General features: G+C 62.6%; 28 protein-coding genes, 1 tRNA gene and 2 pseudogenes. 21 read left to right on the forward strand and 10 right to left on the reverse strand.

Annotation, left to right across the window (positions count from 1 at the left end; all coding sequences use genetic code 11):
- Nucleotides 1-29: 29 nt before the first annotated feature.
- Nucleotides 30-377: pseudogene (locus ACZ89F_RS13495) on the forward strand (DUF6882 domain-containing protein); the annotation flags it as partial.
- Between the two features lie 226 nt (nucleotides 378-603).
- Here ACZ89F_RS13495 and ACZ89F_RS13500 read toward each other — a convergent pair.
- On the reverse strand, nucleotides 604-1,107 hold the full coding sequence (locus ACZ89F_RS13500) for a BA14K family protein (RefSeq protein WP_476092344.1): 504 nt from the start codon (nucleotides 1,105-1,107) through the stop codon (nucleotides 604-606).
- A 304-nt stretch (nucleotides 1,108-1,411) separates the two neighbouring features.
- Between ACZ89F_RS13500 and ACZ89F_RS13505 the strand changes: the two genes are divergently transcribed.
- Nucleotides 1,412-1,487, forward strand: a tRNA-Lys gene (locus ACZ89F_RS13505).
- A 4-nt stretch (nucleotides 1,488-1,491) separates the two neighbouring features.
- Here ACZ89F_RS13505 and dprA read toward each other — a convergent pair.
- Genes dprA through ACZ89F_RS13525 form a run of 4 tightly spaced genes read right to left on the reverse strand, consistent with a single transcriptional unit; the run spans nucleotide 1,492 to nucleotide 5,537 of the window.
- Complete coding sequence (gene dprA, locus ACZ89F_RS13510; RefSeq protein ID WP_476097277.1) at nucleotides 1,492-2,625, reverse strand: DNA-processing protein DprA; 1,134 nt, start codon at nucleotides 2,623-2,625, stop codon at nucleotides 1,492-1,494.
- Nucleotides 2,626-2,642: 17 nt separating this feature from the next.
- Nucleotides 2,643-3,230, reverse strand: coding sequence for a glycerol-3-phosphate 1-O-acyltransferase PlsY (gene plsY, locus ACZ89F_RS13515; RefSeq protein WP_476092345.1), 588 nt, complete (start codon nucleotides 3,228-3,230; stop codon nucleotides 2,643-2,645).
- A gap of 58 nt (nucleotides 3,231-3,288) precedes the next feature.
- Entirely contained in the window at nucleotides 3,289-4,575 is a 1,287-nt protein-coding gene (locus tag ACZ89F_RS13520; RefSeq protein WP_476092346.1) for a dihydroorotase, read from the reverse strand.
- Nucleotides 4,572-5,537: an aspartate carbamoyltransferase catalytic subunit gene (locus ACZ89F_RS13525; RefSeq protein ID WP_476092347.1), complete on the reverse strand. Its 966-nt coding sequence runs from the start codon at nucleotides 5,535-5,537 to the stop codon at nucleotides 4,572-4,574. Before ACZ89F_RS13525 ends, ACZ89F_RS13520 begins: the two co-directional genes overlap by 4 nt.
- A 211-nt stretch (nucleotides 5,538-5,748) precedes the next feature.
- Between ACZ89F_RS13525 and ACZ89F_RS13530 the strand changes: the two genes are divergently transcribed.
- The 3 genes from ACZ89F_RS13530 (at nucleotide 5,749) to ACZ89F_RS13540 (ending at nucleotide 8,483) form a co-directional block, all read left to right on the forward strand.
- A complete protein-coding gene (locus ACZ89F_RS13530; RefSeq protein ID WP_109669365.1) occupies nucleotides 5,749-7,377 on the forward strand; it encodes a DNA alkylation response protein in 1,629 nt (542 codons plus the stop codon).
- Between the two features lie 195 nt (nucleotides 7,378-7,572).
- A complete protein-coding gene (locus ACZ89F_RS13535) occupies nucleotides 7,573-8,142 on the forward strand; it encodes a hypothetical protein (protein ID WP_476092348.1) in 570 nt (189 codons plus the stop codon).
- Nucleotides 8,142-8,483, forward strand: a complete 342-nt coding sequence (locus tag ACZ89F_RS13540) for a DUF6105 family protein (protein ID WP_476092349.1) — start codon at nucleotides 8,142-8,144, stop codon at nucleotides 8,481-8,483. Before ACZ89F_RS13535 ends, ACZ89F_RS13540 begins: the two co-directional genes overlap by 1 nt.
- Here ACZ89F_RS13540 and ruvX read toward each other — a convergent pair.
- Nucleotides 8,401-8,907, reverse strand: coding sequence for a Holliday junction resolvase RuvX (ruvX, locus tag ACZ89F_RS13545; protein WP_476092350.1), 507 nt, complete (start codon nucleotides 8,905-8,907; stop codon nucleotides 8,401-8,403). The two genes, ACZ89F_RS13540 and ruvX, sit on opposite strands and share 83 nt — an antisense overlap.
- 123 nt (nucleotides 8,908-9,030) lie before the next feature.
- On the opposite strand from ruvX, the gene ACZ89F_RS13550 reads away from it, so the two are divergent.
- The 8 genes from ACZ89F_RS13550 to ACZ89F_RS13585 all read left to right on the forward strand — a co-directional run bounded on the left by ACZ89F_RS13550 (nucleotide 9,031) and on the right by ACZ89F_RS13585 (nucleotide 14,867).
- Nucleotides 9,031-9,738 carry a metal-dependent hydrolase gene (locus ACZ89F_RS13550; protein WP_476092351.1) on the forward strand — a complete coding sequence of 236 codons (708 nt, stop codon included), beginning with the start codon at nucleotides 9,031-9,033 and terminating at the stop codon, nucleotides 9,736-9,738.
- Nucleotides 9,739-9,762: 24 nt separating this feature from the next.
- Complete coding sequence (locus ACZ89F_RS13555; RefSeq protein ID WP_476092352.1) at nucleotides 9,763-10,179, forward strand: hypothetical protein; 417 nt, start codon at nucleotides 9,763-9,765, stop codon at nucleotides 10,177-10,179.
- Nucleotides 10,176-11,033: a radical SAM protein gene (locus ACZ89F_RS13560; RefSeq protein WP_476092353.1), complete on the forward strand. Its 858-nt coding sequence runs from the start codon at nucleotides 10,176-10,178 to the stop codon at nucleotides 11,031-11,033. The genes ACZ89F_RS13555 and ACZ89F_RS13560 overlap by 4 nt, the downstream gene beginning before the upstream one ends.
- 187 nt (nucleotides 11,034-11,220) lie before the next feature.
- Complete coding sequence (gatC, locus tag ACZ89F_RS13565; protein WP_354458747.1) at nucleotides 11,221-11,508, forward strand: Asp-tRNA(Asn)/Glu-tRNA(Gln) amidotransferase subunit GatC; 288 nt, start codon at nucleotides 11,221-11,223, stop codon at nucleotides 11,506-11,508.
- A 7-nt stretch (nucleotides 11,509-11,515) separates the two neighbouring features.
- Nucleotides 11,516-11,971, forward strand: a complete 456-nt coding sequence (locus ACZ89F_RS13570; protein ID WP_476092354.1) for a GNAT family N-acetyltransferase — start codon at nucleotides 11,516-11,518, stop codon at nucleotides 11,969-11,971.
- Entirely contained in the window at nucleotides 11,971-13,536 is a 1,566-nt protein-coding gene (locus tag ACZ89F_RS13575) for an amidase (RefSeq protein WP_476092355.1), read from the forward strand. The genes ACZ89F_RS13570 and ACZ89F_RS13575 overlap by 1 nt, the downstream gene beginning before the upstream one ends.
- Before the next feature lies 1 nt (nucleotide 13,537).
- Nucleotides 13,538-14,068 carry a hypothetical protein gene (locus ACZ89F_RS13580; RefSeq protein ID WP_476092356.1) on the forward strand — a complete coding sequence of 177 codons (531 nt, stop codon included), beginning with the start codon at nucleotides 13,538-13,540 and terminating at the stop codon, nucleotides 14,066-14,068.
- A 7-nt stretch (nucleotides 14,069-14,075) separates the two neighbouring features.
- Nucleotides 14,076-14,867: a YdcF family protein gene (locus tag ACZ89F_RS13585; RefSeq protein ID WP_476092357.1), complete on the forward strand. Its 792-nt coding sequence runs from the start codon at nucleotides 14,076-14,078 to the stop codon at nucleotides 14,865-14,867.
- On the opposite strand, the gene ACZ89F_RS13590 is transcribed toward ACZ89F_RS13585, so the two are convergent.
- Nucleotides 14,846-15,559, reverse strand: a complete 714-nt coding sequence (locus ACZ89F_RS13590; RefSeq protein ID WP_476092359.1) for a DUF599 domain-containing protein — start codon at nucleotides 15,557-15,559, stop codon at nucleotides 14,846-14,848. The genes ACZ89F_RS13585 and ACZ89F_RS13590 overlap by 22 nt on opposite strands.
- Before the next feature lie 179 nt (nucleotides 15,560-15,738).
- Here ACZ89F_RS13590 and ACZ89F_RS13595 point away from each other — a divergent pair, with 179 nt between their 5' ends.
- From ACZ89F_RS13595 to ACZ89F_RS13610, 4 genes are all read left to right on the forward strand, one after another.
- Nucleotides 15,739-17,142 carry an L-serine ammonia-lyase gene (locus tag ACZ89F_RS13595; RefSeq protein ID WP_476092360.1) on the forward strand — a complete coding sequence of 468 codons (1,404 nt, stop codon included), beginning with the start codon at nucleotides 15,739-15,741 and terminating at the stop codon, nucleotides 17,140-17,142.
- A gap of 80 nt (nucleotides 17,143-17,222) precedes the next feature.
- Complete coding sequence (locus tag ACZ89F_RS13600) at nucleotides 17,223-17,660, forward strand: DUF1489 family protein (protein WP_056587530.1); 438 nt, start codon at nucleotides 17,223-17,225, stop codon at nucleotides 17,658-17,660.
- Between the two features lie 83 nt (nucleotides 17,661-17,743).
- On the forward strand, nucleotides 17,744-18,475 hold the full coding sequence (locus ACZ89F_RS13605) for a VWA domain-containing protein (protein WP_476092361.1): 732 nt from the start codon (nucleotides 17,744-17,746) through the stop codon (nucleotides 18,473-18,475).
- Entirely contained in the window at nucleotides 18,475-19,173 is a 699-nt protein-coding gene (locus tag ACZ89F_RS13610; protein WP_476092362.1) for a DnaJ domain-containing protein, read from the forward strand. Before ACZ89F_RS13605 ends, ACZ89F_RS13610 begins: the two co-directional genes overlap by 1 nt.
- Before the next feature lie 46 nt (nucleotides 19,174-19,219).
- On the opposite strand, the gene ACZ89F_RS13615 is transcribed toward ACZ89F_RS13610, so the two are convergent.
- Nucleotides 19,220-20,641, reverse strand: coding sequence for a D-alanyl-D-alanine carboxypeptidase (locus ACZ89F_RS13615; protein WP_476092363.1), 1,422 nt, complete (start codon nucleotides 20,639-20,641; stop codon nucleotides 19,220-19,222).
- A 285-nt stretch (nucleotides 20,642-20,926) separates the two neighbouring features.
- Between ACZ89F_RS13615 and ACZ89F_RS13620 the strand changes: the two genes are divergently transcribed.
- The 4 genes from ACZ89F_RS13620 (at nucleotide 20,927) to ACZ89F_RS13635 (ending at nucleotide 25,048) form a co-directional block, all read left to right on the forward strand.
- Nucleotides 20,927-21,256, forward strand: coding sequence for a phasin family protein (locus ACZ89F_RS13620; protein ID WP_056587548.1), 330 nt, complete (start codon nucleotides 20,927-20,929; stop codon nucleotides 21,254-21,256).
- Nucleotides 21,257-21,553: 297 nt separating this feature from the next.
- The gene (gene clpS / locus ACZ89F_RS13625) at nucleotides 21,554-21,883 is read left to right on the forward strand and encodes an ATP-dependent Clp protease adapter ClpS (protein ID WP_056587551.1); all 330 of its coding nucleotides are present in this window, start codon (nucleotides 21,554-21,556) and stop codon (nucleotides 21,881-21,883) included.
- Between the two features lie 6 nt (nucleotides 21,884-21,889).
- Nucleotides 21,890-24,358, forward strand: coding sequence for an ATP-dependent Clp protease ATP-binding subunit ClpA (gene clpA / locus ACZ89F_RS13630; RefSeq protein WP_476092364.1), 2,469 nt, complete (start codon nucleotides 21,890-21,892; stop codon nucleotides 24,356-24,358).
- Nucleotides 24,359-24,421: 63 nt separating this feature from the next.
- Nucleotides 24,422-25,048: a chloramphenicol phosphotransferase CPT family protein gene (locus tag ACZ89F_RS13635; protein WP_476092365.1), complete on the forward strand. Its 627-nt coding sequence runs from the start codon at nucleotides 24,422-24,424 to the stop codon at nucleotides 25,046-25,048.
- A 31-nt stretch (nucleotides 25,049-25,079) separates the two neighbouring features.
- On the opposite strand, the pseudogene ACZ89F_RS13640 reads toward ACZ89F_RS13635, so the two are convergent.
- A pseudogene (locus ACZ89F_RS13640) lies at nucleotides 25,080-25,512 on the reverse strand (HIT family protein).
- Nucleotides 25,513-25,611: 99 nt separating this feature from the next.
- Nucleotides 25,612-26,826: a GNAT family N-acetyltransferase gene (locus ACZ89F_RS13645; protein ID WP_476092366.1), complete on the reverse strand. Its 1,215-nt coding sequence runs from the start codon at nucleotides 26,824-26,826 to the stop codon at nucleotides 25,612-25,614.
- Nucleotides 26,827-26,865: the final 39 nt, after the last annotated feature.

The following is a 26,865-nucleotide window of genomic DNA, read 5'->3' on the forward strand; positions in this document are numbered from 1 at the left end:
CATCAGTGGTGGGTGATGGGGCGCGAGGAATGCAGCCGGACTGGTATCCTGCTTGGCGCGACGAGGCTATCGAACAGCTGAAGGCCAAGAATGGACGCTTGAAGAAAGATCTCCACCTCGGTAGCTGGTCGCGCTATGACTATGATCTGACGGCCGGAACGCTTCTGTTCTCGCAAGACGGGGTGGTCAAGGTCGTCACCGAGATCCAGATTGTCGGCTCAACGAGCGCCGAGGCCGGCAACTGGCTGTGGGCTTGGGCAAATTCAAGCCTGCCCAGCGAGCTCCTCAGCGAAGCAAAGCTGGTTCGATCCTTCGGTGAACAGCATGGCATTGACGAACTGGCCCAAGCCTATGCGACACACGCGGACAATGCGCTGGAAGTGCTTGGTTGGGAACTCAGCGCGGTGATGTCTCGAATCTGCGACGGGTTGGGTCTATCGTTGTCCCAGCAGAGAAGACGGCGGGGGGCTTTATTTGATGTTCAAGAGCATCAACTGGGCAAGCTGACGGCAACTCGGCGTCTTCCAGCGTATCGTTCAAAAGCCCGCGCCGTTGCCGGCGCGGGCTTTACTCAACGCATCTCAGCTCTCAAACGCACCTTGATCAGTAAGGCGAGCGGCACTCCTTGCGGGGGCCGTAATTCGGCTGGAACGTGTTGTCCGAAGAGCGGTAACTGCGATAGTGGTCGTAGCACCACTGCACATGCGAGTTGCCTTCATAGACGCGGTTGTTTTCACTGTTGATGATCGCGCCGGTGATCAGGGCGCCAGTGGCGAAAGCAGCCAGCGGGAACCAGTTGTCGCCATGGCGACGATAGCCGCGATGGTATTCGCGATAGCCGCGATGCCCGTTCCAATACACGCCACGATCATTGTTGCGGGCAAAGTTCCGATTGCCGTTGAAATTGCGGCTGAAATTACGGCGATCGCCGTGACGCTTCCACTCAGGATGTTGGGCTGGCGTGTCGCCGGCTGCGACGTTCAGGATATTTGACGACGCCTCCGGTGCCTGCGGCACAAACATTTGAGCCGCATTGGCCGGACCGGCGGCTGCCGCGAACGAAACTGACAATGTGGTCGCCAGTATACCCGATACGATCTTGTTCATTATTTTTCTCCTTCGAAAGGGTGATTGACGTCCCTTGTGGCGAGGAAACGGGCGAGGTGGCTTATAGTTCCCCTGGAAATGCCAAGTTACTGATTTGTAATATTTCTCCGACCTTCTGGCGACGCGGCAGACCGGTCGCGCACTTGCTCTGCCAAGGCGGCGCCTCTCATGATCGAAGCGGCTGCCCAGACCCGGTGGTCGTGCTGGAAAAGCCCGGCCTGAGAATGCTGTTTTTCCGGTTGACCGGTCGCGGCACTCTCCCTATGTTCCGCGCAATTTCGAGGGTCGCCTTTCGCGCCCGCGGGAGCGCGTAGCTCAGCCGGTAGAGCAACTGACTTTTAATCAGTAGGTCATGGGTTCGAATCCCATCGCGCTCACCATTGCTCACTCATTTGCAAACACCAGCGAGACATTGCCGCCGGCATGGCGCTCGAGGCGGCCGGCGAGGTCGAGTTCCAGCAGCACCATGAAGACCTGAGCCGGATGCAGGCCTGTGTGGCGGATGATCTCGTCGATCGACACCGGCGTGGGTCCAAGCGCCTCTATGACACGGGCGCGGTCGCTTTCGCCGGGCGGTGGTGTGGCCGAGAAGTCGGGCGGCTCTTCGAACGGTGGCACGTCGGGCGCTCGCATGCCGGTCAGCGGGGCGATTGCCCGCGAAATGTCCGATGCCTCGGTGACCAGGGTGGCGCCATCCTTGAGCAGGCCGTTGGTACCGGCGGCGCGTGGATCGAGCGGTGAGCCCGGTACGGCGAAGACCAGCCGGCCCATTTCGCCGGCAAGCCTGGCGCTGATCAGTGATCCCGAACGTTGCGCTGCCTCGACCACCACCAGCCCAAGGGCCGCACCCGCGACAAGACGGTTGCGGCGGGGAAAATCCTGGGCGCGCGGCTGCCAGCCGAATGGCATTTCCGAAATGACTGCGCCGCGCTCGGCAATCTCGTCGCACAGGCCGGCATTTTCAGGCGGGTAGGGCAGGTCGAGGCCCCCGGCCAGGACGCCGATGGTGCCGGTCGCCAGACTGCCCTGATGCGCCGCCGTGTCGATGCCGCGCGCCAGGCCGGAGACGATTGCATAGCCGTCGCGGCCAAGATCCGCAGCCAGCACGCGCGCCATCTTGATGCCGGCCAGCGATGCATTGCGCGCGCCGACGATGGCGATCCCCGGTAGCCGGAAGACAGCGGCATTGCCTTTGATCGCCAACAGTGGCGGCGGATGGTCCATGTTGCGCAAGAGCGGCGGATAGTCTGTTTCACCGATGCCGACAAAACGCGCGCCAGCCTTTCGGGCTGCCTCAAGCTCGGCCTCGGCTTCGGCAACGGAAGGGATGCGGGCGATCCGGTTGGCGCCGCCCGAAATCATCAGCTCGGGCAATACTTCCAGCGCTACTTCGGCCGAACCAAAGCGGTTGATCAGGTCGCGAAAGGAGGCGGGGCCGACATTCTGGGTGCGGATCAGCCGCAGCCAGCTCAGCCGCTGCCGGTCGCTGAGGCGCGGCCCGGCGGCCGGCTCGCTCACCACGGTGGCGCGATCGCTCAACCCTTGGCTCCGATCTTGCCCTCGGTGCCGGCAAGCAGGCGGGAAAGGTTTTCCCTGTGTTTGATGAAAACGATGATGCTCATCACAACGAACAGTCCCGCATTCTGCGGCGTGCTCAGGACATAGAGCGCGATCGGGACGATAATGGCTGCCGTCAGCGCAGCAAGCGAGGAATAACGGAACAGGAAGGCCATCACCAGCCAGACGACGGCGAAGATCAGCGCTACCTGCCAGGCCAGGCCGATCAGCACGCCGAGATATGTGGCGACGCCTTTGCCGCCCCTGAACCCGAGCCAGACCGGGAAGAGATGGCCGAGAAAGGCGCCAAGGCCGGCCCAGATCGCCAGTCCAGGCGCAAAATGGCCTGCAACAAGCACGGCGGCCGTGCCCTTCAGCGCATCGAACAGCAGCGTTGCGGCGGCAAGGCCCTTGTTGCCGGTGCGCAGCACATTGGTGGCGCCGATGTTGCCGGAGCCGATCTTGCGCACGTCGCCAAGGCCGGCGGCGCGTGTGAGCAGGAGCCCAAAGGGAATCGAGCCAAGCAAATAGCCGAACACGAGCGCTGGGATGAGGCTGTAAGTCATTGTTTCCCCCGCATTTCCCCCTGACGAACCGAGTCAGGCGCGATGCGCCACGCCCAGTTCAGACGGAGAACACTGTGCGGCCCGCAACCAGCGTTTGCAAGACCTTGCCTTGCAGTCGCGCGCCTTCGAAACAGGTGTTTTTCGAGCGCGAACGAATGCCGCTTTCGTTGACGATCCAGGGTTCGTCGAGATCGACAAGCGCAAGATCGGCGACAGCACCCGGCTTCAGCGTGCCGCCGGGCAGTCCGAACAGTTTTGCGGGAGCGGTGGACAAGGTTTCGATCAGTCGGAGCAACGGCACGTCGCCATTGTGGTAGAGCCGCAATGCCGCGCCGAGAAGCGTCTCCAACCCGATGGCGCCGGCCGCCGCGTCGGCGAAGGGCAGGCGCTTGGTGTCGACATCCTGCGGATCGTGCGAGGAGACGATGATGTCGATCGTGCCGTCCCTGACCGCCTCGATCATCGCCAGCCGGTCTTCCTCCGCGCGCAAAGGCGGCGTCAGGCGAAAGAAGGTGCGGTATTCGCCGACGTCATTTTCATTGAGCGATAGATTGTGGATCGCGACGCCTGATGTGACGGCCGCGCCATCGGCTTTCGCACGCGTCACGGCGTTTGCCGCCATCGCCGTCGATATCTTTGCCGCATGGTATGAACCGCGCGTCAGCCGCGCCAGCGCAAGGTCGCGCTCCAGCGGGATGGATTCGGCTTCGCGCGGAATGCCGGAAAGGCCGAGCCAGCTGGCGTAAAGGCCTTCGTTCATCACGCCGGATGACCCCAGGTCTGCATCCTGCGTTTCATGCACGATGGTGGCGCCGAAGTCGCGTGCATAGGTCAGCGCACGGCGCATCACCAGCGCGCTTGATATGGTGTGGCGGCCATCGGTGAAGGCGACGGCGCCGGCTTCGCGCAGCAGGCCGAATTCGGTCATCTCGCGCCCATCGAGGCCCTTGGTGATCGCCGCAGCCGGAAAGACGTTGACGCTTGCGGTGTCCTTGGCAGTGCGCAGCACGAACTCGACCAGCGCGACATTGTCGATCACCGGATCGGTATCGGGCATCATGACGATGGAGGTGACGCCGCCGGCCGCCGCCGCGACACTTGCCGACGCAATGGTTTCACGATGCTCGCCGCCCGGCTCGCCGATGAAGACGCGGCCGTCGATCAGGCCGGGAATGATGGCCTTGCCGGCGCAGTCGATGACAATAGCGCCCTCGGGTGTCCCCTGGTTGAGCGCTGCCTTGCCGGCGGCAACGATCTTGCGGCCATCGACGATGACCGCGCCGACTTCGTCGATGCCGCGCGACGGGTCGACGATGCGCGCGCGCTCAAAGACCGTTATGCTCATGCGCCGCGGCCCTCATGGTTGCGGCGCGGGTCGAGCAGCGCTTCCATGACGGCCATGCGCACGGCAACACCCATCTCGACCTGTTCCTGGATGACGCTTTGAGGGCCGTCGGCGATTTCCGAGGCGATCTCGACACCACGGTTCATCGGGCCGGGATGCATCACCAGCGCGTCATCCTTGGCGGCCTTCAGTTTCTCGGCATCAAGGCCGAAATAGCGGAAATATTCGCGCACCGAAGGCACGAAGGCGCCCTCCATGCGCTCGCGCTGCAGGCGCAGCATCATTACCACATCGGCGCCCTTGAGGCCTTCGGCCATCGAACGGGTGACGATGACGCCCATCTTCTCGATACCGTTGGGCAGCAGCGTCGACGGCGCCACGACGCGCACCTGCGCGCCGAGCGCGTTGAGCAGCATGATGTTGGAGCGCGCCACGCGTGAATGCAGGATGTCGCCGCAGATCGCCACGATCAACTTCGACAGCGGCCCCTTGGCGCGGCGGATGGTTAGCGCATCGAGCAGCGCCTGTGTCGGGTGCTCATGCGCGCCGTCGCCGGCATTGACCACCGAGCAGCCGACCTTCTGCGCCAGAAGGGCGGCAGCGCCCGCCGACTGGTGGCGGATGATCAATATGTCGGGACGCATCGCGTTCAGCGTCATCGCCGTGTCGATGAGCGTCTCGCCCTTCTTCACCGAGGAACTCGCCACCGACATGTTCATGACATCGGCGCCGAGCCGCTTTCCGGCAAGCTCGAACGACGACTGCGTGCGGGTCGAGGATTCATAGAACAGGTTGATCTGGGTGCGGCCGCGCAGCGTCGAGGTTTTTTTCTCGGACTGCCGCGAGATCGCGACTGCGCGGTCCGCCCGGTCGAGCAATAGCTCGATGTCGGCGGGCGAAAGATCGCGGATGCCCAGAAGATGGCGGTGAGGGTAGAGTGGCAGGGACGAAGCGTCGGTCATCTCAAGGCGCTGCTATAGGGTGGAGATTTTGCGGCTGCAAGCGCCAGCTTTGGATTGGAGCCGTTCTCCTCAATTTTTTCGTGTAGATGGCCGATTGTATCGGCCGGTATTTTCATCGCGCGCGCTGCAAGGCTTGGCTATATCTAGCCGACGGCCTCGGATTCGTGGCTTTCTGACGACAAGGGCCTTTCTACCGATAGAAGGATTGGGCGTGACCGACGACGTGACCAACCAGCCGCCGCCGCTGACGGGCGGCAACGCCTGGCGGGGCGATCCGTTGCTGATCCAGCTCGCGGAGCGTTTTTCCGATCCGGTGCGCAAGGATCTCGACGGGCTCGGCCGTTTCGTGCTGACGCAGGAGGCGCAGGAACTGGCCCGCCTCGCCAATGTCGAGACACCGAAGCTCAGGACGCATGATCGCCAGGGACGGCGTATCGACGTGGTCGAGTTCCATCCCGCCTATCACGCGTTGATGCGCCGCTCGGTGGCCAACGGCCTGCATTCCTCAGTGTGGGAAAACGGCGACGCCGAGATCGGCCGCCGCCATCAGGTCCGTGCCGCCCGGTTTTACCTGACGGCAGAGCTGGAGACCGGGCATCTGTGCCCGATCACCATGACCAACGCTTCGCTTGCCGCCCTGATGGCCAGCCCAAAACTGTTTCGCGAATGGGCGCCGCGCGTGACGACGCGCAAATATGACCAGAGCCAGAAGCCACCGGTCGAGAAGACCGGGCTGACGCTCGGCATGGGCATGACCGAGAAACAGGGTGGCACAGATGTGCGTGCCAATGTGACAAGGGCGGAACGCGCCGGCAGCGGGTTTTATCGCCTGACCGGACACAAATGGTTCATGTCGGCGCCGATGTCGGATGCCTTCCTGGTATTGGCGCAGGCGCCGGAGGGACTGTCGTGCTTCCTCGTGCCGCGCGTTCTCGGCGACGGCTCTGGCAACGGCTTCCGCTTCCAGCGACTGAAGGACAAGCTCGGCAACCGCTCCAACGCGTCCTCCGAAGTGGAATTCGTCAACGCCATCGGCGAGATGGTCGGCGAACCCGGTGCTGGTGTGAAGACGATCATGGACATGGTCACCCTGACCCGACTCGATTGTGCCATAGCCTCGTCGGCGATCATGCGCGCGGGCCTCGCCGAGGCCGTTCATCATGCCCGCCACCGACAGGTGTTCGGCTCAACCTTGATCGAGCAGCCGCTGATGCAGCGTGTGCTGGCCGACATGGCGCTCGATGTCGCCGCCGCCACCGCGCTGTCGTTCCGGCTGGCGCGGTCCTTCGACGAGGCGGCGAGCGATCGCGGCGAGGCGGCTTTTGCCCGCGCCATGACGCCGGTCGTCAAATACTGGGTCTGCAAGATCGCGCCACCGCTGCTGTATGAGGCGATGGAGTGCCTCGGCGGCAACGGCTATGTCGAGGAGGCGCCACTCGCCCGCTATTATCGCGAAGCCCCGGTCAACGCGATCTGGGAAGGCTCGGGCAATGTCATGGCGCTCGACGTGCTGCGCGTGCTTGGCCGTGCGCCCGGCCTGTTCGAGGATGTGCTGGCCGGCATCGACCGCGATCTCGGCGCCGGCGGACGCGGCACGATCGGCGTGCTGAAGGCAGCGATGCAAGTCGCTTCAACCGACGAAGGCTCGGCCCGGCTGCTCACCGAGCAACTGGCACTGTCGGCGGCGGCGGCGGAGTTGCGCCGGCTGGGGGCAGGGCGAATCGCCGACGCTTTCGTCGAGACGCGTCTGGCCGGCCAATGGCGCAACACCTATGGCATGCTCGATTCGCGCCACGATGCGCGCATGATCATCGACACGCTCTATCCACCAGTGAATTGAGCCGCGAGCGTCGCAAAAAAGACCGGCGCCTCCACAGTTTTGAGGCGTTGGTGGGTATCCTCATGTGTATGGCTAATCGCCGTTAACCTTAACAAATGGTTTCCGTTGCGATGGCGAGCGGCAAAGCCCACTGTTCCGGCGCAAGCAGGGAATGGTTAAATTGGCCGTCCCTTGCTTGGCGAAGCAGGAACACCGATGCGACAGCTACTGACCTCTTTTCTGGCCTTGCACTGGGCGATCGTTTTCGCCTTGCTTGCGCTCATCTGCATCGACGGAAACCGCGGCGTGGCGGCGGCGCTCGGCGTACTGGGTACCACAATCGAGGGTACCCGCTTCGTCGACCTCGACAACGTCGTCGTCGTGGCGCCGCTTGCCACCGCATTGCTTGTCGTCGCTGTGCTGTTTTTCTGGGCCTTTGTCGAAGCGCTGATCAACGACGCGACCAGCCAGGGCGCTGACAGCGTTGCCCGCATCGCCTTCATCTCATCGTCCGGCGTGTTGTCGCTGATCGTCATCGGAGGTGCTGCGCAAGGCATCAACGGGCTGTTCATGGCTGTCGCCGTGCAGTTGGCGGCACTTCTGGCGTCCTATGTCGCCATGCTCGCCGAGCGGCGGTCCGTGGTTGTGGCAGCTGCTTCGGGCGAGGGCGAGGTCCGCGCCGTCGCGCATGGCATGGCAAAGGCCGCGGCCCACAATTCGCTGCTTTCACTCATATCGGGCCGAACGGTCTCTAAGACAGGCTCCAATCCCAGGGGAGGCCGCTGATGCGATACATCTTTGCATTCTGGGCGGCCCCGATGGCGATTTTCTGGGGCTGGTTCTATCTGTCGGCCAATGACATCAATTTCGGCTACACGATGCTCAGCCGACAGATGCACGACTTCTTTTTCCAGCTCTATGGTCAGATGCTCGGCATCGATCCGGCGATCATTCCCGGCATGGTGGCGAAGACGTGCGTCTTCGACGGTTTGCTGCTGATGGCGCTTTGGGCATTCCGCCGTCGCCGCGAAATCGCCGGCTGGGTCAAACAGCGCTGGGCGGGTCCGGTTCCGTTCGAGCGGATGCGTGGAGCGACTGAAGCCGGTCCAAAACTCCCTGCAGAATAAACGCGGCCGCCGCCGAATCGATCTTGCCGGCGCGCTTGCGGCGCGAGAAATCCATCTCGATCAGCGTCCTTTCGGCCGCGACCGTCGATAGTCTTTCGTCCCAGAGCACGAAAGGCAGGTCGCTCATCTGTGCCATGTTGCGGACGAAGGCGCGCGACTTCTGCGCACGCGGCCCTTCCGAACCGTCCATGTTGATCGGCAGCCCAATCACCACCGCGCCGGCATTCTCCTTCCGCAGCAAGGCGAGCAGCACCGCCGCATCGAGCGAGAATTTCCTTCGCATGATGACCGGGCGCGGATGGGCAAAGGAAAACCTCTGGTCCGAGACCGCGACGCCGATCGTCTTGTCGCCGAGGTCAAGCCCCGCCAGCGTTTTGCCGCCGGCCAGCCGCGCCGGCAATTCCTCGATCGTGATAATGCCCACCGGCCGTCCTTCGCCTCTCACCACCACGTGTTTTGTCAAACGCGCAACGGACACAGTAACCCTTTGATCTCGGGGCCATCGGCGTTCTATCCTTTGGCAAGCCAAAAATCGAGGAATGCATTCATGAAACTGACCTGGTACGGCCACTCGGCCTTTCGCATCGAAACGGCTGACGCTAGGATCCTCATCGATCCCTATCTGATCGGCAATCCGTCCTGGACGGGCGGCTGGGAGGGACCGGCCGAGGGGATCACGCATGTGCTGCTGACGCATGGTCACAGCGACCACATCGGCGGCGCGGTGGAAGTGCTCGGCAAAAGCGGTGCCCAGCTGGTCGCCAATTTCGAGATCTGCATGTACCTCGTCGGCAAGGGCGTCAGCGACAAGAAGATCAATCCGGGCAACATTGGCGGCACTGTCGATTGCGGCAGCTTCACCACCACTTTCGTCCAGGCTCTGCACTCATCCTCGTTCCCGGGCGAGGGCGGCCAGAACACCTATCTCGGCAATCCGGGTGGCCTCGTCCTGCATTTCCCGGAAGACAAAACGCTCTATCACATGGGCGACACCGACATCTTCTCCGACATGGCGCTGATCAACGAGTTGCATGAACCGAAGATCGGCGTCGTGCCGATCGGCGATCGCTTCACCATGGGCGGTGCGGTGGCGGCCCTTGCCTGCCGCCGCTTCTTCAAGTTCGACACAGTGGTTCCCTGTCACTTCGGCACGTTTCCGATGATCGATCCGACCGCCGACAAGTTCGAGGCCGGCCTGGAGGGGTCCGGCGTGAAGGTGGCGTTGCCGAAGATCGGTGAGACGATTACGATCTAGACGCTGCAAAAGGGGGACAAATCCATGGCGTTGGGGCGATCTCTTTGCGTGTCCATGTTTGTCGCGGCATCGCCCGCGCTCGCCGCGGATGATTTCATCGAAGGCGTCTACCTTCAGTCCGAGGAGCTTTGCACGCAGGCCAAAAAGGACACGCTGCAAACGATCATCGACGCCGGCAACATCGTGCTTTCGGCGCACGGCCTGCAGAGCGTCGAATACAATTGCGAGTTTCTGCAGATCAGCAAGGCGACGGCTTCGCCGAGCTGGGCGGTGACGGCCATCTGCCAGGAACCAGGCTATGTCTTTCCCGATGTCCTCTCGGTGACGCAAATGAACGAGAAGCAAGTCGATCTCGTGTCGGTCCGGCCCGTCGACGACGAAAGCGAGGCAAGCGGCAACAGTGGCAGCTACTATCTGTGCGATGGCGTTGCCCTGCCATGACGATGCTGCAACGTGTCAGTTCGCTTTTTCGCGGCGAGCGGCCTGTGTTCCGAAAACTGGAACTGCATGTCGCGCATGGCTGCAACCTGTCCTGCGAAAGCTGCTCGCACTACTCCAATCATGCCCATGCCGGCACCGTCTCGCTCGAGGAGGCTGACCGCTGGATGGGACTCTGGAGCCGATGCGTGTCGGTGACGCGCTTCAGCCTGCTTGGAGGAGAGCCCAGCATTCATCCGCAACTGCCGGGCTTTGTCGGGCTGGTGCGGCGGCACTGGCCGCGTGCCCACATTGAGATTGTCAGCAACGGCTTCTTCCTGCATCGTCACCCGTCGCTGCCGGCGATCCTTGCCGCCGATCCCGATGCACGGCTGGTCGTGTCGGTCCATCATGATTCAGAGGAGTACCGGGAGAGGCTGAAGCCGGTTTTCGAATTGCTGGAGGGATGGCAGCGGGACCACAAATTGCGGCTCGAGATACGCCCTTCGGACAGGAACTGGACCCGACGCTACGAGGGCTTTGGCAATGCCATGTTGCCATTCGAGGACGGTGACACTCGCGCCAGTTGGGAAATCTGCCCGGCTCGCCACTGCAAACAACTGCATGACGGGCAAATCTGGAAATGCGCACCGCTGGCCTATCTGCCGATGCAGAAGGCGAAATACCGCCTTTCCGAGAAATGGGATCCCTATCTCGCCTATCGGCCACTTGAACCGGGCTGCTCCAAGGCCGAATTGCGGGCATTCGCCGCGCTCGAGGACGAGGACGCGTGCGGCATGTGTCCGGCAAAACAGCGCGTTTTCGAATTGCCCAACCCTTTGCGTCGCCCCAAGGACCGGGTGAGCACCGCGGCCTAATGCACGTCGCCCAAAAGTGGTCCCGGTTTTTTTGGGAGAACGACGTGCATGAAAACAAAGACCTAAAGCGCGTCGCTTGAATCCGTTCAAACTCGACGCGCTTTAGGCTTGGCACCCGGCACGATGCATGTTGCGCAGCGCGCGCGGCGCCGCTATAGCCCGAACTGGTTTTCCCCGAGGCAGAAACATGTCCGTAGATCTTCAGACAGTGAAGCGCGTCGCGCGTCTCGCCCGCATCGCGGTGAGCGAAGAAGATGCCGAGCGCATGACCGGCGAGCTGAACGCCATTCTGGGCTTCGTCGAACAGCTGAACGAGGTCGATGTTTCCGGCGTCGAGCCGATGACCTCGGTGACGCCGATGGAGATGAAGAAGCGCCAGGACGTTGTCACCGACGGCGGCAAGGCGGCCGACATCGTCGCCAACGCGCCGGCGACCGAAGAGAATTTCTTCCTCGTGCCGAAGGTCGTGGAGTAAGTCGGCGATGGCAATCGAGATCGCCATTGAAACGCCGCTGCAGGACGACGTGCGCGGGCTGGTCAAGGAACTCAACGAGACCTTGCTCGAACTGACGCCGCCGGAGCACTGCTACCATCTGACGGTCGAGCAGATGGCCGGTGAGGACACGACCGTTTTCATCGCCCGCGACAACGGCTTGGCCATTGGCTGCGGCGCGCTGAAGCGCCATGACGGCGCCATCGGCGAGGTCAAGCGCATGTACACGCGGCCTTCGCATCGCGGCCGCAAGATCGGCGCCAGGATTGTCGAGCGGGTAGAGGCGCTGGCGCGCAATGAGGGGCTGAAGCGCCTGGTGCTGGAGACGGGCGATCGTCATCCCGCGGCGTGGGCCGTCTACGAACGTGCCGGGTTTTCGCGCTGCGGTCCGGTGCTGGATTATCCCGATTCCGAGTGGTCGGTGTTTTACGAAAAGAGCCTTTGATGAGCGACCTGACCCAGCTGACGATTTCACAGGCCCGCGCCAAGCTGCGCGGCAAGGAAATCACCGCGACCGAGATCACCGAGGCCTATCTCTCGGCCATCGATCGCGCCAATCCCGCGCTCAATGCCTATGTCGCAGTGACCGGCGACAAGGCGCGCGACATGGCCAAGGCGTCCGACGCAAGGCTGGTCAAGGGCGAGGGCGGTGTGCTGGAAGGCATCCCGCTCGGCATCAAGGACCTGTTCGGCACCGAAGGCGTCCATACCCAGGCCTGCAGCCATGTGCTCGATGGGTTCAAGCCGCGCTACGAATCGACCGTTACATCAAATCTGTGGGCCGACGGCGCCGTCATGCTGGGCAAGCTCAACATGGACGAGTTCGCCATGGGCTCGTCCAACGAGACGTCCTACTATGGCCCGGTCATCAATCCGTGGCGGCGTTCGCGCCTCGACACGGTGGTGATGCCGACGACGCATCAGGGCGATGGCGGCTTCGTCTCGGCCGGCGGCACCAAGACCGCGCGCAGCCTGGACAATGCGCAGCTGGTGCCGGGTGGTTCTTCCGGCGGTTCGGCCACGGCAGTCTCCGCCTTCCTGTGCGCCGGCGCGACGGCGACGGACACTGGCGGCTCGATCCGCCAGCCGGCCGCCTTCACCGGCACGGTCGGCATCAAGCCGACCTATGGCCGCTGCTCGCGCTGGGGCATCGTCGCCTTCGCCTCATCGCTCGACCAGGCCGGGCCGATCGCCCGTGACGTGCGCGATGCCGCGATCCTGCTGAAGTCGATGGCGTCCGTCGATCCGAAGGACACGACGTCGGTCGACCGGCCGGTGCCGGACTACGAAGCGGCGATCGGCAAGCCGATCAAGGGCATGAAAGTCGGCATTCCCCGGGAATACCGCGTCGACGGCATGCCCGAAGAGATCGAGGCACTGTGGCAGAAGGGCATTGCCTGGCTGAAGGACGCCGGCGCCGAGATCGTCGACATTTCGCTGCCGCACACCAAATACGCGCTGCCGGCCTACTACATCGTGGCGCCCGCCGAGGCTTCGTCCAACCTCGCCCGCTATGATGGCGTCCGCTACGGATTGCGCGTGCCGGGCAAGGATATCGTCGACATGTATGAGAAGACCCGCGCCGCCGGTTTCGGCCGCGAGGTCAAGCGCCGCATCATGATCGGTACCTATGTGCTGTCGGCCGGCTATTATGACGCCTACTATCTGCAGGCGCAGAAAGTGCGCAATCTGATCAAGCGGGATTTCGAGACTGTCTTCGCCGCCGGCGTCGATGTCATCCTGACCCCGGCAACGCCGTCCGCCGCCTTCGGCATCGCCGACGAGGACATGGCTGCCGATCCGGTCAAGATGTACCTGAACGACATCTTCACGGTCACCGTGAACATGGCCGGCCTGCCGGGGATCGCCGTGCCCGCCGGGCTCGACGCCAAGGGCCTGCCGCTCGGGCTGCAACTGATCGGCCGGCCGTTCGATGAGGAAACCCTGTTTCAGACCGCTGCCGTCATCGAGCAGGCCGCAGGCACTTTCCAGCCGGAGAAATGGTGGTAGCATGCCGCCGCCGTCTCGCATTTCCATCGTCGAGACGGGAGACGAACTGCTGATAACCAACCCACCACGCACCTCGGATTTCAGGACGGGCTTCGTCCTGATTGGGGCCGGGATCGTTGCCTACACCGGCTACATGGGATTGACCGACACGTCGCCCGCAACCGTCGCCAGCGGCACTCTCGGACTGCTGTCGTTCACGGCGATCATTGCCCTCTTCACCTATTTCCTCGGCAAGGATTTCATCTGGCTGGTATTCGGCAACGAAACCCTGCGGCTAACCAACGCCGCAGCCGTGCGCGACGTCAGGGGTTTTTTGCGAAATCGTTCGTCATTGCCTTTGAAAGGGCACCTTGAGGCCGAAATCCTCGACCATACCTATCCAACGGATGAAGCGGGTCTGTCGGAAGTTATCAGGTTGACCAACACTAACGGCGTCCTTGTTTTCGGCAGGGAGTTGAGTCGGGCCGAGGCCGAGGCTGTGACGAGTGCCGTCGAGCACTTCATCGGTCGTGAGAATTCGAGCCGACGATAGGCAGCCAATGTTCTTCTATCTTTCCAAGATTTTCTGGTTCTTCGTCCAGCCGCTCAATCTGGCGATCTTCCTACTGCTGGCCGGACTGCTCGCGGCCATGATCGGCCGGCGGCGGCTTGCCGCCACAGGCAGCGTGCTGGCATTTCTGATCCTTGCGTTGTCGGCCTGGACTTCGCTCGGCGCCATGATGCTCAACCCGCTCGAGGAGCGCTTTCAACGCCCGCCGCTGCCGGAAAAGGTCGATGGCATCGTCGTGCTCGGTGGCGGCTTCGAGGGCGCCATCAATCTGGTGCGCGGCGGCTATGAGTTGAACAGCGGCGGCGACCGCATGGTCGAGACCGCTATTCTGGCCCGGCGCTTCCCGACTGCAAAGGTGATCGTTTCCGGCGGCACCGGCGAGTTGTTTCTCGAAGGTGAGGGCGACGCCACCACCGCGCCCCGTCTGCTCACCGCGCTTGGTGTGACGGCCGATCGCCTGATACTCGAAAACAAATCCCGCAACACCTATGAGAATGCGGTGTTCACCAAGGAACTGGTAACGCCCAAGCCCGGCGAGACCTGGCTGCTGGTGACCTCGGCCTTCCATATGCCGCGCGCCAAGGCGCTGTTCGACAAGGCCGGCTTTGCGACCGTTCCCTGGCCGGTCGACTACCGTACATCAGGACGGGAAGGCATCGGCCTGTTCCGCGACAATCCAGCCGATTCGCTGCAGGCCACCGCCACGGCCATCCGCGAATGGATCGGTTTGATCGCCTACTGGCTGTCAGGGCGGATCGATCAGCCTTTTCCGGGCGGCTGACCGATCACCGCCTGTCTGGCCGCCGAGAAGAACTGGCGCCGCACCAGCACGGCCAGCAGCAACAGCGTCGACAACACGAACACCGTGGGGTCGACGAACCAGCCGAGATAACCGATCGAGAAGAACACGCCGCGCAGGCCGGAGTTGAAGTGCTTTCCGGCGAGCATGTTCATCTGTGCCGCACGCCACACCGCCGTTTCGGTGACGGGATTGCGTGAGGCTTCGCCATGCGGGATCGGCACGGCGCCGATCAGGATCGTGCAATAGTTGAACAGCCGGTACGCCCAGCCGAATTTGAAGAACGAAAACGCCAGGATCAGCACCAGCCCGAACACCTTTATCTGAAAGGCCGCGCGCGACGGCGCGCCACCCAGGGGCAGGTCGCTCAGCACTTCAAGGACCCGGTCAGACGCGCCGAGCAAGGCAAAGCAGCCGCCGATCGCGATCAATGAGCTGGAGGCAAAGAAGGCGGTGCCTTGCTGCAGGCCGCTCATGATGGCGGTGTCGACGATGCGGATCTCGCGCTCGGCCATGGTCCGCATCCAGGCTTGCCGCTGTGCATTCATCGCCGTCGTCAGCGACACGCGGCTGACAAGCTTGCCGTCGGAGGCGAATGTGTGCAGCAGCCACGCGACGAGAAAGAAGGCCAGCGCCGCGAGATCGGCTGTCGAAAGATCGAGGGAATCGCCCATGGTCTGAATTTATCACATTCAGCGCCCTCGCTTCGATGTCCGCATACAGCGATCGGCACCAATGTCGCTGCCGGAGCAAACAAGGTCGGCGGGTGCAGCGCCGCGATTTCCAAAAGAGCGGAAACATCCTGGGAATTCCTATATGTAGTCCTCGACCTGACTCCAGGAGACAACGCCGCGTGTTCCTTTCGGTTTTCGACCTGTTCAAGATCGGCATAGGACCCTCGAGTTCGCACACGATGGGGCCGATGACCGCCGCTGCGCGGTTTCTCGACGAGGTCGCGGGAAATGACTGGCCGCGTCCGGCGGGTGTGAAGGTCGACCGGCTTGGCGCCAGCCTGCACGGGTCACTCGCCTACACCGGCATCGGCCACGGCAGTGATCGCGCCGTCATCCTCGGCCTTGCCGGTCTGACGCCGCAGACAGTCGATCCCGATCAGGCCGATGGCATTGCCAGCCGGATCACCGCCGAAAAGCGCATTTCGCCGCCCGGCCATCCCTCCTATCGCTTCGACCCGGCCACTGATCTGGTGCTGGACCGCAAGACGCCGCTCACCGGTCACGCCAACGGTATGGCGTTCTACGCCTATGACGCTGGCGGCCGCCTGCTGCTCAAGCGCATCTATTATTCGATCGGCGGCGGCTTCGTGGTTTCGGAAGAAGAACTGCAGCGGATGAAGGCCAAGGGGTCGGTGACGACTGAAGGCAAGAAAGTGCCTTATCCGTTCAAGAATGCGGTCGAGATGCTGGCCATGGCCGGCAAAAGCGGGCTTTCCATCGCCGATATGAAACGCGTCAACGAGGAGACGCAGATGTCGCGCGAGGAGCTCGACGCCGGCCTCGACGGCATCTGGAGCGCCATGAAGGGCTGCATCGAACGCGGCCTGTCACAGGATGGCATCATGCCGGGCGGGCTGAAGGTGCGCCGGCGCGCGCGCATGCTGCACGACAAGCTGCAGGAGCAGTGGCAGCAGAACAAGCCCAATCCCTTGCTCGCCAATGACTGGCTGTCGATCTACGCCATGGCGGTGAACGAGGAGAATGCCGCCGGCGGCCGCGTCGTCACCGCGCCGACCAATGGCGCGGCCGGCACGCTGCCGGCGGTGCTGCGCTACTGGCTGCATTTCCATCCCGAGGCCGACCAGCCGAGCATCCGCGATTTCCTGCTGACGGCCGCAGCCGTCGGCGGCATCATCAAGACCAATGCCTCGATCTCGGGCGCCGAGGTCGGCTGCCAGGGCGAGGTCGGGTCCGCATCGGCGATGGCCGCGGCCGGCCTGTGCGCCGTCATGGGCGGCACGCCCGAACAGGTCGAGAATGCCGCCGAGATCGCGCTCGAACATCATCTCGGCATGACCTGCGATCCGGTCGGCGGGCTGGTTCAGGTGCCGTGCATCGAGCGCAATGCGCTGGGCGCCGTCAAGGCGGTGACCGCCGCGTCGCTGGCCATCAAGGGCGACGGCATCCATTTCGTGCCGCTCGACGCAGCGATCGAGACAATGCGCCAGACCGGCCTCGACATGAACGAGAAGTACAAGGAAACCAGCCTTGGCGGGCTCGCCGTCAATGTCGTGGAGTGCTGAGAGGCCCGTTTGTGGCTTGGTACTGTGGAGAAGTCGATCAGGCCGTTGACGCCTCCGCGCGCGGGACTAAACCTTAAGCGATGTCTCTCAATCTCATAAAACTCTGTGTCGGCTGCGACAGCGTCGAGGATCTCGAAGAGTGGATCGCCTTCCGCCTCGACGAGCGGCGGCGCGCCGGTGAGCCGGTCGAGCAATACCACACCACCCGCATGATGCCGACGCGCGGCGCCGAGGTTACCGATGGCGGTTCGCTTTACTGGGTGATCAAGGGCAACGTGCAGTGCCGCCAGCTTATCACCGAGATCCGGCCGTTCACCGACGGTGAAGGCATCGGCCGCTGCCACCTGATTCTCGACCCCGAGGTTGTTCGCACTGACTGGCAGCCGCGCCGGGCTTTTCAGGGCTGGCGCTATCTGAAGCCGGCGGACGCGCCGCTCGATCTCGGCAAGGGCAAAGCCGGGCTGATCGAGATGCCGCCGAAACTCAGGCGCGAGCTTGCCGATCTCGGTCTGCTCTGACCCCAGGTGGCCTCATCGTCTGGCCCTTTGTGCCACCCGGTGTGGGGCTTGCAAGCGATGTAACAACGCCACATCTTGTTTTCATGAGCGACAAGAAGCAGCCCGTGCCCGCGAGGGCCAATCCTGCGCCGATCAAGCCTCAATCCAACGCCGGCGAGATCGACGCCTTCATTCGTCAGGCGAGGATACTTGCCGCGTCGGCGACCGGCTCGGGCAGGCTGATCCTTGCCCTCGACGCGACGATGAGCCGCCAGCCGACCTGGGATCTGGCCTGCACGCTGCAGGGCCAGATGTTCGACGCTGTCGGCAAGGCCGGAACCCTCGGCGTGCAACTGGTTTATTTTCGCGGTCTCGGCGAGTGCCGTTCGTCCGCTTTCGTGAGCGACACCAATGCCTTGAAGCAGCTGATGACGCGGATCGAATGCCGCAGCGGTCACACCCAGATCGGCAAGGTGTTGGCGCATGCGCTGAAACAGACGGCTGCCGCCAAGGTCAATGCGCTGGTCTATATCGGCGATGCGATGGAAGAGGATATCGACGATCTGGCCGAAAAGGCCGGCAGCCTCGGCCTGCATGGTGTTCCTGTCTTCGTCTTCCAGGAAGGTCATGATTCCGGCGCAGAAAAGGCGTTTAAGGAAATCACGCGGTTGTCCAAAGGGGCTTGGTTCCGATTTGATCGGCGGGCTGCCGCGACTCTGGCAGGACTGCTTTCGGCGGTTGCGGTGTTTGCAACCGGCGGGCTGAAGGCGCTTGAGGCCAGAGGCAGGCCGGAAGACCGGCTGATGATCGAGCATTTGCGGGGTGGCGGGGACTGATGGGCGCAATCATCGCATTGGTAGCATTGCTTTTGGTGCTTCTCGGCGCGGCCACGATCTTCCTCCGCGCCGACCCGGCAAAACTGGCCAGCGGCATGAAGACACTCGGGCCGGTCCTTCTGGGGCTGGTCGGCATCGCCATGGTTGTGGTCGGGCGCGAAGGCATCGGGGGCATAATTCTGTCGGCGGCAATCGCCTGGTATGGTTCCATGCGGATGAAGCGGCCAACGGCAAAGCTCGCGCCGGGCAAGCGGTCGACGGTGCGCACCGCAGCATTGGAGATGGAGCTCGATCACGATACCGGCGGCCTCGAAGGACTGGTCCTGGCTGGCCGCCACGAAGGCAAGATGCTTGGCGCGATGGGGTTGGCGGAGTTGCAACATCTCTACCGGGAACTCTCCGGCGATCCGGAGAGCCGGCAGTTGCTAGAGACGTATCTTGACGGCAGATTTCCCGTCTGGCGCAAAAACACTGAGACGAACGGTGGCGAAGGGCTGGGTGTTGCGCCAGGTTCGGGCGCCATGACTAAGGAGGAGGCCTACAAGGTCCTTGGTCTTGAAGCGGGGGCCGCCGCGGCGGATGTCCGCAAGGCGCACCGCCGCCTGATGCAGCGCCTGCACCCCGATATCGGCGGCACGTCTTTCCTGGCGGCGCGGATTAACGAAGCCAAGGACGTCTTGCTCTCCAATCACAACTAGTCTCCTTCGATGCAGAACTTTTCCGGGAGATGACTTCCACGCCGTCCTACTGCTGGACGGCGTAGCACTCGATGTTCTTCTTCTTCAAAGCGGTGCAGGCCTTCCAGGCCGCGGTCTTCGAACCAAAGCCGCCGAAGCGGGCGCGGTAGTAGGTGACGCCGTCCTTGTCGAAGGCGACGGTGAAGCCGGACGCGTCGGCAAGCACCTTGGGTGCCTGCTTGGTGGTCTTGTCGAGGAAGGCCTGGGCTTCGGACTGCTTTGGCGACGAGGCGACCTGAATGGCCCAGCCCGACGGTACCGACGCTGTGTTGACCGGGTCGACAGCCGCCGGAGTTGGCTCGGCATAGGCAGCGACGACCTGGGCCGTGGCAATTTGAGGGGCCGACACGATGACGGTCTTGACCTTCCTGGTCTTGACGACGGGCGCTGTCTCCTCGACTGCGGCCGTTGTCTGCTCGTCGGTCGCGTCCGCAGACGTCGGATCGTCGTTGGACGCCACGGCATCGTCTTCGACCATCGGTTTGTCGTCCGGCGTCGGCGCGTCGTGCTTGGGCAGGAGCACCTTGGCAAGGGCGGTGATCGGGTTGTTGCCACTGGCCTTGGCGACCAGATCGCCGCCGCCGCGGGTCGAAGCCCTCGGCATATAGGTGTTGATCAAGTTGGCCATCTGATTGTCGCGGCTGCCGCCGGAGGTGCCGCCCATGACCACGCCGACGATGCGGCGATTGCCGTCGGAAACCGACGAAACGAGGTTGAAGCCTGAGGCGCGGGTGTAGCCCGTCTTGATGCCGTCGACGCCCTTGATGCGCCCGAGCAGACGGTTGTGGCCGTTGATGCGCTGGCGGCCATAGAGAAAGGAACGCTGCGAGAAATAGCCGTAATACTGCGGGAAGTGCTCCCTGAGAGCGATGCCAAGCGTGGCCATGTCGCGCGCGGTGGTGAACTGGCCGGGGTCGGGCAGGCCATTCGCGTTTCGGAACACGGTGCCGTTCATGCCCAGCGCCCGCGCCTTGGCGGTCATCATGCGGGCAAAAGTGGGTTCATCGCCGCCGAGCATTTCACCGAGCGCGGTGGCCGAGTCATTCGCCGACTTGGTAACGATCGACAGGATCGCGGTCTCGACCGTGACAGAACCGCCCGGCTTCACCCCGAGTTTCGTCGGCGCCTCGGCGGATGCATGGGCCGAAAACACGACTGGCGAGTTCCTGCTGATCTTGCCCTTCGCCATCGCTTCGAAGGTCAGATAAAGCGTCATCATCTTGGTCAGCGATGCCGGATAGCGCCTGCCGTTGGCGTCCGCGGAGTAGAGCACCTTGCCAGTCTTGGCGTCCACGACAATGGCTGCCTGCCTGGCCGCCAGCGACGAGACGACGTCGCCACAAACGAAAGCCATCGCCATGGCGATGATCATTATCGTCTTGAGAGGGGAGGTGGATTTGGAAACGATGCCCAACAACGCCTTACGCACTGGTACTTCCCTTGAATTTCTTCGTTGCGCTGGAGGCGGCAAAGGGTCCTGCCTCGCTTCCGGCCAAGCTACCGGGGCAGCGTTACCAATCCGTTTATGGTAACCGCCGCGTTCACCATTTTCTTCGGGCTTGAAGCTCTCTTTATTCGATTTTTAGCCATTGGCTGCGCAGGCGGGTTCGCACGCCAGTGAAATATTGACTTTTGTGCGACGCACAATATATTATCTTGCATTGCACAAGGGCGCCCCGAAGAAGGACGCCTCAACCGTCAAGGGAATCGTGAAATGACCCAGACCTATGAGGACTTCAGCAAATACGGCAAAGAGTTCGCCGACACCGGATTGAAGAGCTTCGCGTCGCTCTCCAAGGGCGCGCAGGCGATCGCGACCGAGGCTGGCGAATATACCAAGAAGAGTTTTGAAGCCGGCAGCGCCACCGTGGAGAAGCTGTTTTCGGCCAAGTCACTGGAAAAGGCGATCGAGATCCAGTCGGATTACGCCAAGCAATCCTACGAGGCGTTCGTTGCCGAGGCCACCAAGATTGGCGACCTCTATGCCGAACTCGCCAAGGAAGCCTACAAGCCGTTCGAATCGATCGTTGCCAAGGCGAAGTAATTTCGCCCGGGCGAAGTCATTTCGCCTGATATGACCCAAATCCGGCCCTTTGGGTCCGGGCCAAAACCCGGCTGCGGAAACGCGGCCGGGTTTTTTCATGCCGATTTCCGCTCCAGGGCCTCGCGCGCCTTCACGATTGCGAAAATCGTCCAAGTTTGGTCACCTAGCCATATTGTCAGCTAACCAGAAGGGCTTAAAATCGTCCATCGAACACCTACATGTCGAACTCGCATGGGGATTCGAAAGAGGCAGGAATACGTGACGATCGGTTTGACTGCCACGAGACACGTGGCGCGGATGCAAAACGGCGACGGCAACGGCAATGAGGCCGGCCGTGGGACGGCCGTCATTACGCGCACCAAAACCAAAACCAAGAAGCCCAGCCTTTATCGGGTCCTCATCCTCAACGACGACTACACGCCCATGGAGTTCGTGGTTCACGTGCTGGAGCGTTTTTTCCAGAAGGACCGCGAAGCCGCCACACGCATCATGCTTCATGTTCACAATCATGGAGTGGGCGAGTGCGGGGTCTATACATTCGAGGTGGCCGAGACCAAAGTGTCCCAGGTCATGGATTTCGCCCGACAGAATCAGCATCCGCTGCAATGCGTGATGGAGAAGAAGTGAGGTAACATGCCGGCTTTCTCCCAAGGCCTGGAAAAGGCGCTTCACCAGGCGCTGACGCTCGCCAATGAGCGGCACCATGAATATGCAACCCTTGAACATTTGCTGCTCGCGCTCATCGACGACACCGAGGCGGCCGCCGTCATGCGCGCCTGCAATGTCGATCTCGATGAGCTCAAGCACACGGTTCTCACCTATATCGACACCGAGCTCGACAACCTCGTCACCGGTTACGACGAGGACTCCAAGCCGACGGCCGGTTTCCAGCGCGTCATCCAGCGCGCGGTGATCCATGTCCAGTCGTCGGGCCGCGAGGAAGTGTCGGGCGCCAACGTGCTCGTCGCCATCTTCGCCGAGCGCGAGAGCCATGCCGCCTATTTCCTGCAGGAACAGCAGATGACCCGCTACGACGCGGTCAACTACATCTCGCACGGCATTGCCAAGCGTCCGGGCGCGTCGGAGACACGCCCGCCGCGCGGCGCCGATGACGAGCAGGGCGGCCAGAACGGCGCCGAGCCGCAAGAGGAAGGCGGCAAGAAGAAGCAGCAGCAGGACGCGCTGACGGCTTATTGCGTCAACCTCAACAACAAGGCCAAGGCCGGCAAGATCGACCCGCTGATCGGCCGCGAGTCCGAGATCAACCGCACCATCCAGGTGCTGTGCCGCCGCTCCAAGAACAACCCGCTCTATGTCGGCGACCCCGGCGTCGGCAAGACGGCAATCGCCGAAGGCCTGGCCAAGCGCATCGTCGAGGGCGACGTTCCCGAAGTGCTGCACAATGCCACCATCTTCGCGCTCGACATGGGCACGCTGCTCGCCGGCACGCGCTATCGCGGCGATTTCGAGGAACGGCTGAAGCAGGTCGTCAAGGAGCTCGAGGATTATCCAGGTGCCGTGCTGTTCATCGACGAGATCCACACGGTGATCGGGGCAGGGGCCACATCGGGCGGCGCCATGGACGCGTCCAACCTGTTGAAGCCGGCCTTGTCGTCGGGTGCGATCCGCTGCATCGGCTCGACCACCTACAAGGAATTCCGCCAGTTCTTCGAGAAGGACCGTGCCCTGGTGCGGCGCTTCCAGAAGATCGACGTCAACGAGCCGACCATCGAGGACGCCATCGAGATCATGAAGGGCCTCAAGCCCTATTATGAGGAGTTCCACAAGGTGAAGTTCACCAACGAGGCGATCAAGGCCTCGGTGGAACTGTCGGCACGCTACATCAACGACCGCAAGCTGCCGGACAAGGCGATCGACGTGATCGACGAGACCGGCGCCTCGCAGATGCTGGTGCCGGAAGCCAAGCGCAAGAAGACCATCGGCATCAAGGAGATCGAGGCGACGATCGCCACCATGGCCCGCATCCCGCCGAAGACGGTTTCGGCCGACGACGAGAAGGTGCTGCAAGGCCTCGATATCGAGCTGAAGCGCGTCGTCTATGGCCAGGACACCGCAATCAGTGCGCTGACCTCGGCGATCAAGCTGGCACGTGCCGGACTGCGCGAACCGGAGAAGCCGATCGGCTCCTACCTGTTCTCCGGCCCGACCGGCGTCGGCAAGACCGAAGTGGCCAAGCAGTTGGCCGCGTCGCTCGGCGTCGAGCTGATCCGCTTCGACATGTCGGAATATATGGAACGCCACACCGTGTCGCGGCTGATCGGCGCGCCTCCCGGCTATGTCGGCTTCGACCAGGGCGGTCTTTTGACCGACGGCGTCGACCAGCATCCGCATTGCGTGCTGTTGCTGGACGAAGTCGAGAAGGCGCATCCGGACCTGTTCAACATCCTGTTGCAGGTCATGGACCACGGCAAGCTGACCGACCATAACGGCAAGCAGATCGACTTCCGCAATGTGATCCTGATCATGACCACCAATGCGGGCGCGTCGGATGCTCAGCGCGCGGCGATCGGTTTCGGTTCGACCAAGCGCGAAGGCGACGATGTCGAGGCGATCAACCGGCTGTTCACGCCGGAATTCCGCAACCGTCTCGATGCGATCATCCCGTTCGGCTCGCTGCCGGTGCCGGTCATCCATCAGGTGGTGCAGAAGTTCGTCATGCAGCTTGAGGCCCAGCTTTCCGAGCGTGGCGTCACCTTCGACCTGTCGGCGGATGCGATCGCCTGGCTCGCAGACAAGGGCTATGATGAGCGCATGGGCGCGCGGCCGCTCGGCCGGGTCATCCAGGAGCACATCAAGAAGCCGTTGGCCGACGAGGTGCTGTTCGGCAAGCTCAAGAAGGGCGGCACGGTGCGTGTCACCGTCGAGAAGAAGGAAACCGGCGAGACCGGCCTGAAGCTCGAATCGCTCGCCGACGAGGCGCCGGTGAAGCCCAAGAAGGAAGAGCCGGAAGAAACCCCGAAGCCCAGAAAGGTCGTGGCGAAAAAGCCCGCGGCCAAGAAGCTGGTGGCGCAGAAGCCCGAGGCCAAGGGCAAGGACGGCGGCAAGCGCAGCCTCGTGCCGCAACTGCCCCGAAAGAACTGAGCCTTACGAAAGTCGAAAAAGCCCCGGAAACGGGGCTTTTTTCATTGGAACACGAGGTGACGCATGGCCGGCCAGATCATCATCCTGAACGGCGCGCCGCGATCGGGAAAATCAAGCATCGCCAGAGCTATTCAGGAGAGTTTCGATGGCGTCTGGATCAATCTCGGTGTCGACGTTTACGAGCAGGCCACGCCGGCACGCTATCGGCCTGGAATTGGGTTGCGGCCGGGTGGCGAGCGGCCGGATCTCGAAAGCGTCGTGCCCGGACTATACGCAGCGCTCTACGAATCGATAGCCGCTCACAGCCGGCTGGGGCTGAATGTCGTTGCGGATGTCGGCCACCACGATGCCTATTCGAAACCCCTCAACTGCCTGGTCGATTGCGCCCGCCGTCTCGCCGGCCTGCCGGTGCTGCTTGTAGGCGTTCGCTGCCCGATCGAAATCATCATGGAGAGGCGAGCCGCCAGCGCGGCGGACAAGGGATATGTGACCGCCTCACCTGACGATCCCGCGCCATTGCCCGTGCGTCTGTGGCAGGAAGAGGTACACCGTTCAGGCGTGTACGACCTGGAAGTCGACACTTCGCTTTTGAGCCCCGTACAGTGCGCGGACACAATCCGCCGGCGGCTGGAGCAAGGCATCGCTCGGCCAAGCGCCATTGAGCAACTGGCCCAGACCCCGGCCGGCTAAACTGCTTTCCAGTCTGTAGGTGACTGCGGCGTCAGCTTTGCAGTGCCGACCGTATCTTGCCGGCATTTTCGGCCAGCACCTCCGGTTTTTCCATCCCCGCCCGTGTGAGGCTTCAGGGGAATGCCGTCGAAGCGGGGGATGACATGTACATGCAGATGATAGACGGTCTGCCCCGAGGCTGGCTCATTGAATTGCAGGACCGTGACGCCGTCGGCGCCGAAGGCCTTTTTCACAGCCAGCGCCACTTTCTGAACGACGGTGAAAAGCGGGCCAAAAATTGATGGATCGGCGTCGAGCAAGTTGCGCGACGGCGCCTTCGGCACCACCAGCGTATGGCCGGGACCCTGTGGCATCACATCCATGAAGGCTATGACCGCTTCGTCCTCGTAGACGCGCTGCGAGGGAATTTCGCCGCGCAGGATCTTTGCGAAGATGTTGTCGGTGTCATAGGCGGCCTCGGCCATGGCGAACGCTCCGGATTGTGCCTTTCGTGTAGCGAAGGCGTCGAAAGTCGGCAAGACGATCGGGCGAAGTCGACCCTGCTCATCAGGGCGGCCCTGTTGCTACTCCTCCAGATCCTTTCGGAAAGGGGTGTGCTCTTCGAGATATTCGCTCATCCGCTCCACCTCTTGCCGCTCGCGCCTGAGATAGTCGGCGACGGCGTTGCGCAGGCCAGGGTGCGCGATGTAGTGCGCGGAATGCATGATCACCGGCCGGTAGCCGCGCGCCAGCTTGTGCTCGCCCTGCGCGCCCGCCTCGACCACCTTCAGTTTGCGTTCGATGGCGAAGTCGATCGCCTGATGGTAGCAGACCTCGAAATGCAGGAAAGGATGGTCCTCGATGCAGCCCCAGTTGCGGCCATAGAGTGCGTCGGAGCCAATGAAGTTGATGGCGCCGGCAATATAGCGCCCGTTGCGCCTGGCCATCACCAGCAGGATGTCGTCGGCCATGCGTTCGCCGATCAGCGAGAAGAATTGGCGGTTGAGATAGGGGCGGCCCCATTTGCGGCTGCCGGTGTCCATGTAGAAGGCGAAAAAATCGTCCCAGGCCTTCTCGGTGAGATCCTTGCCGGTCAGCCGGTCGATCGAAATGCCGTTGGCAAGCGCTTCGCGCCTTTCCTTCTTCATCGCCTTTCGCTTGCGCGAGGCTAGGGTGGCGAGGAAGTCGTCATAGGTTGAAAAGCCTTCGTTGAAGAAATGGAATTGCTGGTCGGTGCGATGCAGGAATCCTGCCGCCTCCAGCACCTCCACGTCGCCCTCCTGCGCGAAGGTGACATGCGCGGAAGAGACACCGAGTTTTTGCGTCACCGCTTTCAGGCCTGCCGCCAAACCGGCCTTCACGGTGACAATATCCTCGCCCCTGGTGACCAGCAGGCGAGGGCCGGTGACCGGGGAGAATGGCACAGCACTTTGCAGTTTCGGATAGTAGCGGCCACCGGCGCGCTCGAATGCATCCGACCAGCCATGGTCGAACACATATTCGCCCTGGCTGTGCGATTTGAGATAGCAGGGCACCGCGCCCAGCAATCTGCCTTGCCCATCCTCCAGCCTGAGGTGGTGGCCCTGCCAACCGGTGCGCCGCACGGCGCATCCGGAATCCTCAAGCGCGCTCAGAAAAGCGAAGGAAACCAAAGGATTGTAATTGGTTTCTGCATCGCCGCGCGTCGTTCCGGCAAAGCTGTTCCATTCCTCTGGGGTGAAAGCGCCAATGCCAGCGGCGACGCGGATCGAATAGTCCGCATTTGCTGTCTGGCCATCGCCCTCGTCGCCTTGATCCATGAGGCTTATTTAAGCTCCGTCCGGCTTGGTACAAGTCAC

It is taken from the genome of Mesorhizobium sp. USDA 3734, from assembly GCF_056279665.1.